This is a genomic window from Pseudomonas sp. Lb2C2, from assembly GCF_052112205.1.
Taxonomy (GTDB): domain Bacteria; phylum Pseudomonadota; class Gammaproteobacteria; order Pseudomonadales; family Pseudomonadaceae; genus Aquipseudomonas; species Aquipseudomonas kilonensis.
Window position 1 is genome coordinate 50,370 of the sequence record NZ_JAUTYW010000013.1, and the last position, 14,086, is coordinate 64,455.

The 14,086-nt window shown below is 61.2% G+C and carries 10 protein-coding genes and 4 tRNA genes; 5 read left to right on the plus strand and 9 right to left on the minus strand.

The features are described 5' to 3' along the window. Positions 1 to 36: 36 nt before the first annotated feature. Positions 37 to 1,335: an NAD(P)/FAD-dependent oxidoreductase gene (locus Q7F16_RS29365; RefSeq protein WP_046065040.1), complete on the plus strand. Its 1,299-nt coding sequence runs from the start codon at positions 37 to 39 to the stop codon at positions 1,333 to 1,335. Between the two features lie 211 nt (positions 1,336 to 1,546). On the opposite strand, the gene Q7F16_RS29370 is transcribed toward Q7F16_RS29365, so the two are convergent. From Q7F16_RS29370 to rluD, 8 genes are all read right to left on the minus strand, one after another. Continuing rightward, positions 1,547 to 3,172: a methyl-accepting chemotaxis protein gene (locus Q7F16_RS29370; protein ID WP_442087750.1), complete on the minus strand. Its 1,626-nt coding sequence runs from the start codon at positions 3,170 to 3,172 to the stop codon at positions 1,547 to 1,549. Positions 3,173 to 3,319: 147 nt separating this feature from the next. After that, positions 3,320 to 3,396 (minus strand) — tRNA-Pro (locus Q7F16_RS29375). A 94-nt stretch (positions 3,397 to 3,490) separates the two neighbouring features. Then, positions 3,491 to 3,566 (minus strand) — tRNA-Lys (locus Q7F16_RS29380). Positions 3,567 to 3,571: 5 nt separating this feature from the next. Then, a tRNA-Pro gene (locus Q7F16_RS29385) sits at positions 3,572 to 3,648 on the minus strand. Between the two features lie 7 nt (positions 3,649 to 3,655). Continuing rightward, a tRNA-Asn gene (locus tag Q7F16_RS29390) sits at positions 3,656 to 3,731 on the minus strand. Between the two features lie 317 nt (positions 3,732 to 4,048). After that, the gene (gene clpB / locus Q7F16_RS29395; RefSeq protein WP_003205692.1) at positions 4,049 to 6,613 is read right to left on the minus strand and encodes an ATP-dependent chaperone ClpB; all 2,565 of its coding nucleotides are present in this window, start codon (positions 6,611 to 6,613) and stop codon (positions 4,049 to 4,051) included. Positions 6,614 to 6,743: 130 nt separating this feature from the next. Further along, on the minus strand, positions 6,744 to 7,469 hold the full coding sequence (gene pgeF, locus Q7F16_RS29400; RefSeq protein WP_046065042.1) for a peptidoglycan editing factor PgeF: 726 nt from the start codon (positions 7,467 to 7,469) through the stop codon (positions 6,744 to 6,746). Beyond that, positions 7,466 to 8,428: a 23S rRNA pseudouridine(1911/1915/1917) synthase RluD gene (gene rluD, locus Q7F16_RS29405; protein ID WP_003205696.1), complete on the minus strand. Its 963-nt coding sequence runs from the start codon at positions 8,426 to 8,428 to the stop codon at positions 7,466 to 7,468. The genes pgeF and rluD overlap by 4 nt, the downstream gene beginning before the upstream one ends. 150 nt (positions 8,429 to 8,578) lie before the next feature. On the opposite strand from rluD, the gene Q7F16_RS29410 reads away from it, so the two are divergent. The 4 genes from Q7F16_RS29410 (at position 8,579) to Q7F16_RS29425 (ending at position 12,876) form a co-directional block, all read left to right on the plus strand. After that, positions 8,579 to 9,595: an outer membrane protein assembly factor BamD gene (locus tag Q7F16_RS29410; protein ID WP_046065043.1), complete on the plus strand. Its 1,017-nt coding sequence runs from the start codon at positions 8,579 to 8,581 to the stop codon at positions 9,593 to 9,595. 125 nt (positions 9,596 to 9,720) lie between these two features. Beyond that, entirely contained in the window at positions 9,721 to 9,954 is a 234-nt protein-coding gene (locus tag Q7F16_RS29415) for a PP0621 family protein (RefSeq protein ID WP_046065044.1), read from the plus strand. Further along, positions 9,944 to 11,533: a two-component system sensor histidine kinase NtrB gene (locus tag Q7F16_RS29420; RefSeq protein WP_409557055.1), complete on the plus strand. Its 1,590-nt coding sequence runs from the start codon at positions 9,944 to 9,946 to the stop codon at positions 11,531 to 11,533. The genes Q7F16_RS29415 and Q7F16_RS29420 overlap by 11 nt, the downstream gene beginning before the upstream one ends. Continuing rightward, entirely contained in the window at positions 11,530 to 12,876 is a 1,347-nt protein-coding gene (locus Q7F16_RS29425; RefSeq protein WP_046065046.1) for a sigma-54-dependent transcriptional regulator, read from the plus strand. Before Q7F16_RS29420 ends, Q7F16_RS29425 begins: the two co-directional genes overlap by 4 nt. A gap of 82 nt (positions 12,877 to 12,958) precedes the next feature. Here Q7F16_RS29425 and Q7F16_RS29430 read toward each other — a convergent pair whose 3' ends face one another. Beyond that, positions 12,959 to 13,324, minus strand: a complete 366-nt coding sequence (locus tag Q7F16_RS29430; RefSeq protein ID WP_046065047.1) for a DUF6124 family protein — start codon at positions 13,322 to 13,324, stop codon at positions 12,959 to 12,961. Positions 13,325 to 14,086: the final 762 nt, after the last annotated feature.

The following is a 14,086-nucleotide window of genomic DNA, read 5'->3' on the forward strand; positions in this document are numbered from 1 at the left end:
CGGCACTGATTTCCTTTAGCCTTGCGAGATATCCCCATGACTCATCGTATTGTCATCGTTGGCGGCGGCGCCGGCGGTCTGGAGTTGGCTACCCGTCTGGGTAAGACTCTGGGCAAGCGTGGCACGGCCAGTGTGATGCTGGTCGACGCGAACCTGACCCACATCTGGAAACCGCTGCTGCACGAAGTGGCTGCCGGTTCCCTGAACTCCTCCGAAGACGAACTCAACTATGTCGCCCAGGCAAAATGGAACCACTTCGAGTTCCAGCTGGGGCGCATGAGCGGCCTGGATCGCGAGCGCAAGAGAATCCAACTGGCCGCCACCTATGACGAGGCCGGCGTCGAGCTGTTGCCGGCCCGGGAACTGGGCTACGACACCCTGGTGATTGCCGTCGGCAGCACCACCAATGACTTCGGCACCGAAGGCGCAGCGCAGCATTGCCTGTTCCTCGACACCCGCAAACAGGCCGAGCGCTTCCATCAGCAGTTGCTGCACCACTATCTGCGCGCCCACGCCGGGCAGACTGATATCGTCGAGCGCATCAGCGTCGCCATTGTCGGCGCCGGTGCGACCGGGGTCGAACTGGCCGCCGAGCTGCACAATGCCGCCCACGAACTGCACGCCTACGGCCTGGACCGGATCAAACCGGAGAACATGCACATCACCCTGATCGAGGCGGGCCCACGGGTCTTGCCAGCCCTGCCGGAGCGTATCGGCGGGCCGGTGCACAAGACCCTGGAAAAACTCGGCGTCAACGTCATGACCAACGCCGCCGTCAGCCAAGTGACCGCCGACAGCCTCATTACCGCGGACGGCAAAGTGATCGACGCGAGCCTGAAAGTCTGGGCCGCCGGGATTCGCGCCCCGGACTTCCTCAAGGACATCGACGGACTGGAGACCAACCGGATCAACCAGTTGCAGGTGCTGCCGACGCTACAGACCACCCGCGACGAGAACATCTTCGCCTTCGGCGATTGCGCCGCCTGCCCGCAACCCGGCAGCGATCGCAACGTCCCGCCCCGCGCCCAGGCCGCGCACCAGCAGGCCTCGCTGCTGGCCAAATCCTTGAAACTGCGGATCGAAGGCAAGGCCCTGCCAGAATACAAATACACCGACTACGGCTCGCTGATCTCGCTGTCGCGGTTCTCGGCAGTGGGCAATCTGATGGGCAACCTGACCGGCAGCGTGATGCTCGAAGGCTGGCTGGCGCGGATGTTCTATGTGTCGTTGTATCGCATGCACCAGATGGCGCTGTACGGCATGTTCCGCACGGCCATGCTGATGCTGGGCAGCAAGATCGGGCGCGGGACCGAGCCTCGGCTGAAGTTGCACTGAGGATAAAAAGCGAAGCGCCAACCGCTTGTGGTGGCGCTGAACTTTAGAGTTGCATCGCCTGTTCCATCGTCTTCGCGAGCAAGCCCGCTCCCACAGTTGATCGCGTACCCATGAAGTACTCGATCTCCTGTGGGAGCGGGCTTGCTCGCGAAGACGGCAGTGCAGTCAATATTTATCTAAACGATAAAACTCTATCTGCACAGCCAATCCATCAAACCTGAAACCGCTGCACCATCGTGCGCAGCGAATTCGCCAGCTGCGACAACTCATGGCTGGACGCGCTGGTCTGGTCCGCGCCGGAGGCCGAGCGCACCGACAGATCACGAATGTTCACCAGGTTGCGATCCACCTCGCGGGCCACTTGTGCCTGTTCTTCGGCGGCGCTGGCGATCACCATGTTGCGTTCGTGGATTTCATTGACCGACGCCGTGATGGTCTGCAACGCGTCCCCCGCCCGCTCAGCCATGGCCAGGGTACTGGCGGCGCGACTGGAGCTGGCCTGCATGGAGTCGAGTGCCTGGGTGGCACCGCTGCGCATGCCCTGGACCATTTGCTCGATTTCCTGGGTCGATTGCTGCGTGCGATAAGCCAGCGCCCGCACTTCATCGGCCACCACCGCAAACCCACGTCCGCTCTCACCCGCCCGGGCCGCTTCGATGGCCGCGTTAAGGGCCAGCAGGTTGGTCTGCTCGGCGATGGCGCGGATCACGTCCAGCACTTTGCCGATATCCTGCGATTGGTTGGCCAGGGATTGCACCAGGCCACCGGTCACTTGCACATCGCTGGCGAGGGCGCCGATGGCGTCGACCGTGTCGCTGACCCGCTGCTGCCCAAGGGACGCTGACTCACTGGACTGACGCGTGGCATCGGAGGTGGAGACCGCATTGCGCGCCACCTCCTCCACGGCAGTGGTCATTTCGGTGACGGCCGTGGCGGCCTGTTCGATTTCGTTGTTCTGCTGTTGCAGACTTTGGGTGCTGTCGAGCGTGACAGCGTTCAGCTCATCGGCTGCGGTGGCCAGTTGCGCGGCCGAACCGCTGATGCCCTGCAACGTCTCACGCAGATTCTGCTGCATGGCCGCCAACGCCTTGAGCAAGCGGCTCACTTCGTCGTTGCCATGGGTCTCGATGGGCCGGGTCAGGTCACCCCGGGCGACGTTCTCCGCAGCATTGAGCGCCTCACCCAAGGGCTTGACGATACTGCGCGTGAGCAGCATGGCCAGGGCCACCGTGGCCAGCGCGGCGAGCACAACGAACAGGCTGACGATCATGCGGGAATTGGCGTAGTGCTCCTGGGACTTCTGGCTCTCGATGGACACCTGCTTGGAAAACAGCTCCGCCAAGTCGTTGAGCTGTTTGCCGGAACCGTCCACCACGGTCTTCATGTCCACCAGCAGCAGCTTGATCAATTCGTCCCGACGCCCTTGTTCGGCCAGGGTGAAGGATTGGGCGATACCCGTACGGTAAGCGGCGAAGGTTTGCTTGAACTGGTCGTAGAGAGCCTTGCCTTCAGGCGTCACGACGAGTTTTTCGTAGGCCGCGATTTTTTCGCTCAACTCCTTGTCGCGCGTGTCCATCTGCCCGCGATACACCGCAATGTTCTTCGGGTCCTGGTCCAGGGCCATGCGCAGGGAAATGGTGCGGATCCGCAGCATCCACTCGCGGATCTCATCACCGCCGCGAATGCTCGGCAGCCATTGGGTTTCCACCGCGACTTCACTGTCACGAATACTCGACATCTGTCCCAGCGCAAACACCCCGAGCAACGCCACCAGCACGGCGATCAAGGCAAAACCCAACGCGGCACGAGGGGCAATATTCAGCTGACGAAGAACCATAGGGAATGCCTTTTTTTATTGTTGGCCTGAAGTGGGGCCAGGCCCCTGTCGGCGGGTTATCGGCAGGTTGTACGATGTCTTAAGTCCAACCCACTTTATCGCAGGCAAAAAAAATCCCCGTATCTTTCGATACGAGGATTTTTAGTATGGTCGGGGTAAGGGGATTCGAACTCCTGACATCCTGCTCCCAAAGCAGGCGCGCTACCGGACTGCGCTATACCCCGGTAAAAAAAAGGCGACCTTTACAAGTCGCCTTCCTCGATCAGGGCTTTTGGCCTCTGATCTTAAGATTCGATTCCAGCGAACTGGTTTCAAAAATGGTGGGTCGTGTGGGATTCGAACCTACGACCAATTGGTTAAAAGCCAACTGCTCTACCAACTGAGCTAACGACCCAAAGATGGTCGGGGTAAGGGGATTCGAACTCCTGACATCCTGCTCCCAAAGCAGGCGCGCTACCGGACTGCGCTATACCCCGATTGAAATGGCTCCGTGACCAGGACTCGAACCTGGGACCCAATGATTAACAGTCATTTGCTCTACCGACTGAGCTATCACGGAACTGATATTTCAAGTTACTGCAATTTTGAAGCTACAACGTTGAAGCTAGCTTCAACCTCTTCTACCCTTACGCATCGCTGCGTTCGTGTGTCTGAGGCGCGCTATTCTACAATCTTCAAAACCTCTGTCAACCCCTTAAATTGCTTTCAAGACAATGATTTGCAACTTATTTTGGATTCCTTCTCAGCGAGAAGTAACCCTTGGGGTGACTGACTGCGGGGCGCACTTTACAAGCCTTTTCCTTTGAGTTCAACGGCCTGATGAAAAAAATGGCCTCGCAAAGCGAGGCCATCTCAATTGCAGGCAGTGCCGACCTTTCAGTTGAAGACGATTTCGTCGTTCTCCACTGTACCGGTCACGGTTTCGCCCGGCATGAACCGACCGGACAGGATCAACTGCGCCAGCGGGTTTTCGATCCAGCGCTGGATCGCCCGCTTCAGCGGCCGCGCGCCATAGACCGGGTCGTAACCCACCGCAATCAGCTTATCCAACGCCTCGTCGCTCAACTGCAGTTTCAGCTCACGTTCGGTGAGGCGACTGCGCAGGCGACCCAACTGGATCTCGGTAATGCCGGCAATCTGATCACGGGCCAACGGCTCGAAGATCACCACTTCGTCGACCCGGTTGATGAACTCCGGCCGGAAGTGCGTAGAGATCGCGTCCATCACCGCCGCGCGCTGCGCCTCGCGGTCGCCCACCAGTTCCTGGATCTGCGTCGAGCCCAGGTTGGAGGTCATCACGATCACCGTGTTGCGGAAGTCCACCGTGCGCCCGTGGCTATCCGTCAGGCGACCATCCTCCAGCACTTGCAGCAGGATGTTGAACACATCCGGGTGCGCCTTCTCGACTTCATCGAGCAGGATCACCGAGTACGGCTTGCGACGCACGGCCTCGGTGAGGTAACCGCCTTCTTCATAACCGACATAACCTGGTGGCGCACCGATGAGCCGTGCCACGGAATGTTTCTCCATGAACTCGGACATGTCGATGCGCACCATGGCCTCTTCGGTGTCGAAGAGGAACTCGGCCAGCGCCTTGCACAGCTCGGTTTTACCGACACCGGTCGGGCCGAGGAACATGAACGAGCCGCTCGGCCGGTTCGGGTCCGACAGTCCGGCACGGGAACGACGCACGGCGTTGGACACCGCCACCACTGCCTCTTCCTGACCGATCACACGCTGGTGCAGCAGACTTTCCATCTTCAGCAGCTTGTCGCGCTCGCCTTCGAGCATTTTCGAGACCGGAATGCCAGTCCACTTGGAGACCACTTCGGCAATCTCTTCCTCCGTGACCTTGCTGCGCAGCAACTGGTTTTCGCTCTTGCCATGCTGGTCGACCATTTGCAGGCTGCGCTCCAGGTCCGGGATCACCCCGTACTGCAGCTCGGCCATGCGGTTGAGGTCGCCTTTACGACGGGCTGCTTCCAGTTCCTGACGGGACTGTTCGATCTTCTGCTGGATCTGCGCAGAACCCTGGACTTCGGCTTTCTCCGAGTTCCAGATTTCCTCGAGGTCGGAATACTCACGCTCGTGACGAACGATTTCTTCCTGCAACCTTTCCAGACGCTTCTTCGCCGCTTCGTCGCTTTCTTTCTTCAGGGCCTGGGACTCGACCTTGAGTTGAATCAGGCGCCGCTCCAAGCGATCCAGTACTTCAGGCTTGGAGTCGATTTCCATGCGAATGCGGCTGGCCGCCTCGTCGATCAGGTCGATGGCCTTGTCCGGCAACTGGCGGTCGGTGATGTAGCGGTGGCTGAGCTTGGCCGCCGCGATAATCGCGCCATCGGTGATCGCCACCTTGTGGTGAACTTCGTAGCGTTCTTTAAGGCCGCGCAGGATCGCAATGGTGTCTTCCTCGCTCGGCTCCTCCACCAGCACTTTCTGGAAGCGCCGCTCGAGGGCTGCGTCCTTCTCTATATATTGGCGGTACTCGTTGAGCGTGGTCGCGCCGACGCAGTGCAACTCGCCACGGGCCAACGCAGGCTTGAGCATGTTGCCGGCGTCCATCGAGCCTTCGCCCTTGCCCGCACCGACCATGGTGTGCAGTTCGTCGATGAACAGGATGATCTGCCCTTCCTGCTTGGACAGCTCATTGAGCAACGCCTTGAGCCGCTCTTCGAACTCGCCACGGTATTTGGCACCAGCGATCAAGGCGCCCATGTCCAGGGACAACAGGCGTTTACCCCTGAGGCCGTCCGGCACTTCGCCGTTGATGATGCGCTGGGCCAGGCCCTCGGCGATGGCGGTTTTACCCACGCCAGGTTCACCGATCAATACCGGGTTGTTCTTGGTGCGGCGTTGCAGCACCTGGATCGTGCGGCGGATTTCATCGTCGCGACCGATCACCGGGTCGAGCTTGCCTTCCTCGGCGCGCTTGGTCAGGTCGACGGTGTATTTGTCCAGCGCCTGGCGCGACTCTTCGTGGTTGGCGTCGTTGACCGCTTCGCCGCCACGCAGGTTGTTGATGGCATTTTCCAGGGCTTTCTTGCTCACGCCCTGGCCGAGCAACAATTTGCCGAGCTTGCTGTTCTCGTCCATGGCGGCGAGCAGCACCAGCTCACTGGAAATGAACTGGTCGCCCTTCTGCTGAGCCAGACGGTCGGCCTGGTTGAGCAGCCGCGCCAGGTCCTGGGACATGTTCACGTCACCGGTGGGATTCTGGATCTTGGGTAACTGGTCGAGCTCCTTGGCCAGTTCTTTGCGCAGGCTGTTGACGTCAAAGCCGACCTGCATCAGCAGGGGCTTGATGGAGCCGCCCTGCTGTTCGAGCATGGCCTGCATCAAATGCGCCGGTTCGATACCGGGATGGTCCAGGCCGACGGCCAGGGACTGGGCATCGGACAGGGCCAACTGTAATTTGCTGGTTAAACGATCAATACGCATGGGTCACCTTCCTAATGAGCAGGCCGGACCGTGGAAACATCCTGAATGAAGAAACCTGCCAGATACCGTTATAGATGTGGTCGATTCTGGAAGATTCAAGCCGGGCGCCCTTGATACAGATCAGAGAAGTCTAGCGTTCGATCCAGATCAGCGAAGCGAAGCGACCGGTGCGCGGGTTGCGGCGGTAGGAAAAGAAACGAGGGTCGGTCACGGTGCAGAGACCGCCACCGTAGACGGCCGTGACACCGCGTGCGGCCAGGCGCAGCCGTGCCAACGCGTAGATATCGGCCAGGAACTTGCCGGCGTTGGGGCTCGCGGCAAAGGCTTGTGCCGCCTGGGGCAGTTGCGCGATGAAGGCTTCACGCACTTCCGGCCCGACTTCAAACGCTTGCGGGCCGATGGCCGGGCCAAGCCAGGCGAGGATTTCATCCGCGGGCACGGCAAGGCTGTCGAGGGTGGCTTCCAGAACGCCGTTCGCCAGCCCGCGCCAACCGGCATGGGCCGCCGCGACGCGGGTGCCGGCACGGTTGCAGAACAGTACGGGCAGGCAGTCCGCCGTCATCGCCGTGCAGGCGATGCCCGGTGTGTCGGTCCAACTGGCATCGGCGGTCGCCACCTGGGCCGGATCAGCCTCGACCACGGCAATACCGTGGACCTGCTGGAGCCAGGCCGGGGTGATGGCGAATTGATCGGTGAGGCGACGACGGTTTTCGGCGACGGCCGCAGGATCGTCGCCCACATGATCGCCCAGGTTGAGGCTGTCGAACGGCGCCAGGCTGACGCCGCCCGCACGGGTCGTGACGCAGGCCTTGACCCGGGCCGGCGCGGGCCAGTCGGGTGTCAGCCAGTCACTCATCCGATGAACGCCTCGCGGTCCTGCTTGAGCAACGTCAGCAACCAGACGAAGTCATCCGGCAACGGCGATTCCCAGCTCATGCGCTTGCCGGTCGTCGGATGATCCAGCTCCAGGAAACGTGCATGCAGCGCCTGGCGCGGGAAATTCTTCAGCGATTCGACCATGGTCTGGCTGGCAGCCGGCGGAATGCGGAAACGACCGCCGTAGGCCGGGTCGCCCACCAACGGGAAGTTGATGTGGGCCATGTGTACACGGATCTGGTGGGTCCGACCGGTTTCCAGCTTGACCCGCACATGGGTGTGGGACCGGAAACGCTCGAGCACGCGGTAATGGCTGACCGCCTGCTTGCCGCCCTCCATCACCGCCATGCGCTGGCGCTGCTGGCCGTGACGACCGATGGGGGCGTTGATCTTGCCACCGGCGGTGACGACCCCGATCACGATGCATTCATAGATACGGCTGACGCTGCGGCTTTGCAGCTGTGTGACCAGCTGTGTCTGCGCCTGGATGGTCTTGGCCACCACCATCAGACCGGTGGTGTCCTTGTCCAGGCGATGGACGATGCCGGCACGGGGCACATTGATAATGTCCGGTACGTGGTGCAGCAAGGCATTGAGCAAGGTGCCATCAGCATGGCCAGCGGCCGGGTGCACCACCAGGCCCGCAGGCTTGTTGATCACCAGGATGTCATCGTCTTCATAGACGATGTCCAGGGCGATGTCCTGGGCGACCCATTCTCCCTGGGCCTCCTGTTCGGCAGTCAGTTCAAGAATGGCACCGCCGTGGACGATGTCGCGCGGACGAATCACCGCCCCATCCACAGTCAGGCGGCCGTCCTTGATCCAGGCGGAAAGGCGCGAGCGAGAGTGCTCGGCAAAGAGTTGTGCGGCGACTTGATCGAGGCGTTGGCCGCCCAATTCGGACGGCACCTCTGCGCGAAGTTCTATTTTATCGGACATGCTCGGACTGGGCGTCGGCACAGCCTTTGGTTTCGGCTGCGCGCTTGTGGTTAAATACGGCGTCTTTTGCCCCGAGGCTTTCAACGGGGCGCTCATCATAACAGGACGGCCCCGCCCAAGACAGCGGCCGTCATAGGGACGCAAGCCGCCATGCAAGTGAAACACCTGCTGCTGATCGCCATCCTCGCATTGACTGCTGCTTGCTCGTCGAAGGAAGTCGTAGACGAAAACCTGAGCGAAGTCGAACTGTACCAACAGGCGCAGAACGACCTGGATAACAACAGCTATACCAGCGCCACCGCCAAGCTGAAGGCGCTGGAGTCGCGGTATCCGTTCGGTCGCTACGCCGATCAGGCCCAATTGGAGCTGATCTACGCCAACTATAAGAACGCCGAGCCGGAAGCTGCCAAATCCGCCGCCGAGCGCTTCATTCGCCTGCACCCGCAGCACCCGAATGTCGATTACGCCTATTACCTCAAGGGCCTGACCTCCTTCGACCAGGACGTCGGCCTGCTGGCGCGCTTCCTGCCGCTGGACATGACCAAGCGTGACCCGGGCGCCGCGCGCGACTCCTACAATGAGTTCGCCCAGCTGACCAGCCGCTTCCCCAACAGCCGCTACTCGCCGGACGCCAAGCAGCGCATGATCTATCTGCGCAATCTGCTGGCGTCCTACGAAATCCACGTAGCCGACTATTACCTGACCCGTCAGGCCTACGTCGCCGCTGCCAACCGTGGCCGCTACGTGGTGGAAAACTTCCAGGAGACCCCTTCGGTGGGTGACGGCCTGGCCGTGATGACCGAAGCCTACCAGCGCCTGCACCTGGACGACCTGGCGGCCACCAGCCTGGAAACCCTCAAGCTGAACTACCCGGATCACCCCTCCCTGGTCGATGGCCAGTTCACCCCACGGGTCGACGAAGCGGACAACCGTTCGTGGCTGAGCAAGGCGACCCTGGGCCTGATCGAGTCCCGTCCACCGCTGCCGCCGGGCGAGACACGTGCCAACCAGGACGTACAGCGCCAGTTCCAGGATGCCAAGGAAGCCATCCCGAACGAACTCAAGCCCAAGGATGAAAATGGCGACGTGATCGAAGAAGAAGAGCCGGAGAACGAGTCCAGCGACCGCTCCTGGTTCAGCTACATGACCTTCGGCGTGTTCGACTGAGGCCAAGGCATCAGCAAAAAGGGAGACCCAGCGGTCTCCCTTTTTTGTGCCTGGCTTTTATTGCGCTGTGCGCCGTTCCAGTCCTTGGCTAAACTGCCTGATCACTCGCCAGAAAGCCGCCTATCATGCTTCGTTTATTGATCTTGTTCGCTGTCGTTGCCGCCGCCATCTGGATCTTTCGCGGGGTGAAAAGCGGTCCCCGCACATCGCGCTCCACCCCGGAGCAGGACGCGCCGCCCATGGTCCGCTGTGCCCAATGCGGCGTACACCTGCCCCGAGACCGGGCGCTGGCCCTCGAACAACAATGGTATTGCAGCCAGGCTCACCTCGAGCAAGGCCCGGGCAATCGTGAGCGCTGAGGCCTCAAGCCCGCGCGAAAAACAGACGCAGCGCCTGCTGCGCCTCTATCACCTGTACCGCCTGAGCATCGGCATCACCCTGGTGCTGCTGATCTCCAGCAAACTGGACAACCGCCTGCTGGAGTTCGCCAACGACGACCTCCTGCGCAGTGGCAGTTGGCTGTACCTGGTGCTCAATATCCTGCTGGTGGTGTTCCTTGAAAACACCCGCCGCCCTGCCCGGCTGTTCGGCCTGGCCCTGACTGATGTGCTGCTGCTCTCGTGGCTGTTCTTCGCCGCGGGTGGTGTGCCCAGTGCCATCGGCAACCTGCTCATTGTCTCGGTAGCCATCGGCAACACACTGTTGCGCGGCCGCATCGGCCTGTTGATCGCAGCCGTCGCCACCCTCGGCATCGTCGGCTCGAGTTTCTTCCTCGGCCTGAGCGATGCGAACCGTCCCAGCAGTTACTTGCAGGCCGGCACCCTGGGGGCACTGTGTTTTGCCGCCGCACTGCTGGTGCAAGGCCTGACCCGACGACTGGAAGCCAGCGAAACCCTGGCCGAGCAGCGCGCCAGCGAAGTGATCGGCCTCGAAGCGCTCAACGCACTGATCCTGCAACGCATGCGCACCGGCATTCTGGTGCTCGACCGCCAGCGCCGAGTGCAACTGGCCAACGAAAGCGCCTTGAGCCTGCTGGGCATGCACGATCTGGTCGGCCAGCGGATCGACGACTGCTCCACGGCCTTGGTCGAGCGCCTGCAACTGTGGCTGAACAACCCCAGTCTGCGCGCGCAAAGCCTGACCATCAGCGGCACGGGCCTGACACTGCAACCGAGTTTCATCGCCCTGGGCCACAACGACCAGCATCAGATCCTGGTTTTCCTCGAAGACCTGGCCCAGGTTGCCCAGCATGCTCAACAGCTCAAGCTCGCGTCTCTCGGGCGCCTGACCGCCGGTATCGCCCATGAAATCCGCAACCCCCTGGGCGCCATCAGCCACGCAGCTCAATTACTGCGCGAATCCGAGGAACTGAACAACGCGGATCGGCGTCTGACGCAGATTATTCAAGACCAATCCCAACGAATGAATCGCGTCATTGAAAACGTCCTGCAGCTGTCTCGCCGCCAGCAAACCACTCCCCAACGCCTCGACCTGCGGAGCTGGCTCGACCAGTTCGTCCGCCAGGCCCGCGAAAGCATGGCCGAGCACCAGCACTTGCACCTGAGCATCGACCCAGGGGACTACATCACGCTGATGGACCCCGACCAGTTGACCCAGGTACTCGACAACCTGCTGCGCAACGCCTGGCGCCACAGCGCCATGGCCCACGAACAGGCCGAGGCCTGGCTGAAACTGTTCATCGACCCCCACAGCCAACTGTCCACGCTGGACATCATCGACAACGGCCCCGGTGTCACGCCCGAGCAGCAGGCGCATTTGTTCGAACCTTTCTTTACCACCAGCAGCCAGGGCACCGGCCTTGGGCTCTATCTGTCCCGTGAGCTGTGCGAAAGCAACCAGGCCCGCCTAGACTTCAAACCACGCCAAGGCGGCGGCTGCTTTCGCATCACCTTTGCTCACGGACGGAAACAGATTTGAATAATCGCTCACGGCAACGAATCCTGATCGTCGATGACGAGCCGGACATCCGCGAACTCCTGGACATTACCCTGGGCCGGATGAAACTCGACACCCGCAGCGCCAAGAACCTTGCCGAGGCCCAAGCCCTGCTGGCCGGGGAAGCCTTCGACCTGTGCCTGACCGACATGCGCCTGCCCGATGGAACCGGCCTGGAACTGGTGCAGCACATCCAGCAACGTTACCCCCAACTGCCCGTGGCGATGATCACCGCCTATGGCAGCCTGGAAACCGCCATCGACGCCCTCAAGGCCGGCGCCTTCGACTTCCTGACCAAGCCGGTCGACCTGGGTCGGCTGCGGGAGCTGGTCACCAGTGCCCTGCGCCTGCCGCCGGTCGCCACGCCGGGCACCACCCTCGAGCGCAGCCTGCTGGGCAACTCGCCACCGATGCTCAGCGTGCGCAAGCAGATCGAAAAACTCGCCCGCAGCCAGGCACCGGTGTACATCAGCGGCGAATCGGGCTGCGGCAAGGAACTGGTCGCCCGGCTGATCCACGAACAAGGTCCCCGTGCCAACCTGGGCTTTGTGCCGGTCAACTGTGGGGCGATTCCCACGGAGCTGATGGAAAGCGAGTTTTTCGGCCATCGAAAAGGCAGCTTCAGCGGCGCCATCGAGGACAAGCCAGGGCTGTTCCAGGCCGCCCATGGCGGGACCTTGTTCCTCGATGAAGTGGCCGACCTGCCCTTGGCGATGCAGGTCAAGCTGCTGCGAGCCATCCAGGAAAAAGCCGTACGCGCTGTTGGCGGCCAGCAGGAAGAAGTGGTGGACGTACGCATCCTCTGTGCGACTCACAAGGACCTGGACGGCGAAGTCGCCGCCGGGCGCTTTCGCCAGGATTTGTATTACCGGCTGAACGTCATCGAACTGCGCGTCCCACCGTTGCGCGAACGCCGTGAAGACATCGAGCTGCTGGCCAACCATATGCTCCAGCGTCTGGCGGCCAACACCGGCAGCCCACCGGTCAGATTGCATCCCCAGGCGTTGGACGCTCTCAAGAATTACCGCTTCCCGGGCAATGTGCGGGAACTGGAGAACATGCTCGAACGGGCCTACACCCTTTGCGAACAGCAACAGATCGAAGCGGATGACCTGCGCTTGGCCGAGGGCAATAGTACTACTGAGGCAGGCAATCCCGATTTGATGCAGGTCGACAACCTGGAGGATTACCTGGAAGACGTCGAGCGCAAGCTCATCCTCCAGGCATTGGAGGAAACCCGCTGGAATCGCACGGCGGCGGCGCAACGGTTGAAGTTGTCGTTTCGGTCGATGCGGTATCGGTTGAAGAAGCTTGGGCTGGATTGAGCCACGGTTTTGAAACTCACGCTTACCCCCTGTGGCGAGGGAGCTTGCTCCCTTGCCACGGGTTTCATGTTTGCCGCCGCGACTATCTTCCGTCCGCAGGCGCCTGCTCGTCCAGAACACGATTGGCCAGTAATTCACTCAGCTCAATCAACTGCAGTACCCCCAAGGCAATATGCCGTCTCGAACCGTCAAGCTCGAAAGCCAGATCGCTGATTGTTGCGTTGGCGCAGGCCAGGGTTTCGCTGAGGTTGGTGAGGAGGCATTCGGTGTCGATGCCGGCCACGACAGTGAATAACTGGTTTGAGGCGGGTTTCTTTTTGGTTTCGGGCTTTGGGCCGAGGTAATAGTCGAGGGCGCGTTTGGCGGCTTCATCGAGCTTTTGGTGATCAGGATCGACGTGGGTTGACGAGGAACCTGTTTCTGGGGGGTTGGGTGTATCTTTAATCATTGTGCATCTCCAAGTTTTTGGAGCTGTCACCGATCGCCGCGACGCGATTGGAGGTGGCAGCTGTACGCAGGTTCGCGGACCGAACTTGGAGCTTCGGCATACCCGAAGGTATCCCACGCACAGCCAACCATGACACAACGACAAATACCGAAGCACCGTCGTCGGCTGGAATTATGCACCAAGTTAACGGGCCGCGACGCCCGGACGCTGAATTGGCAGCGACGGGAAAAGGTTAGCCAGAGTTCTTCCCACCCGGCAACCGCCAGAACTCGTCGGAAAATTCGGCTCGAATCAGAATCTTGTCCGACCATTCCCACAAAGCTTGGTCGGCTGTGAGGGCGGTGTGTATATCCGTTTCTGCGGTAACGGCTACTTAGGGTTCCGCCCTGACGGCGGCTCACTTTTGAAAAGCGCAAAAGTAAGCAAAACGCTCTTGCCCCACCACTCGGCACCTCGCCTAGGCTCGGTGTGCCCTCACTCCGGCATTGCTCCGTGGGCCCGCCGCGAAGGGCCATCCATGGCCCAGCGCGGCTAACCCGGCATCCATGCCGGGTTGCCCACTCCACAATGCCTGCGTTCGGCCAGCGTGGTTAACGGGGCGCCCGAGATCAACGTCCACCGCGAGGCGGCCTAACAGCCGACCTGGTTCTTGATGGGGACCGCATTCCTCCTGTGGGAGCAAAGCTTGCTCGCGAAGGCGATGGTTCAGTCACATGAATGTTGGGCTTGCTGGCCTCATCGCGAGCAAGCTCGCTCCCACAG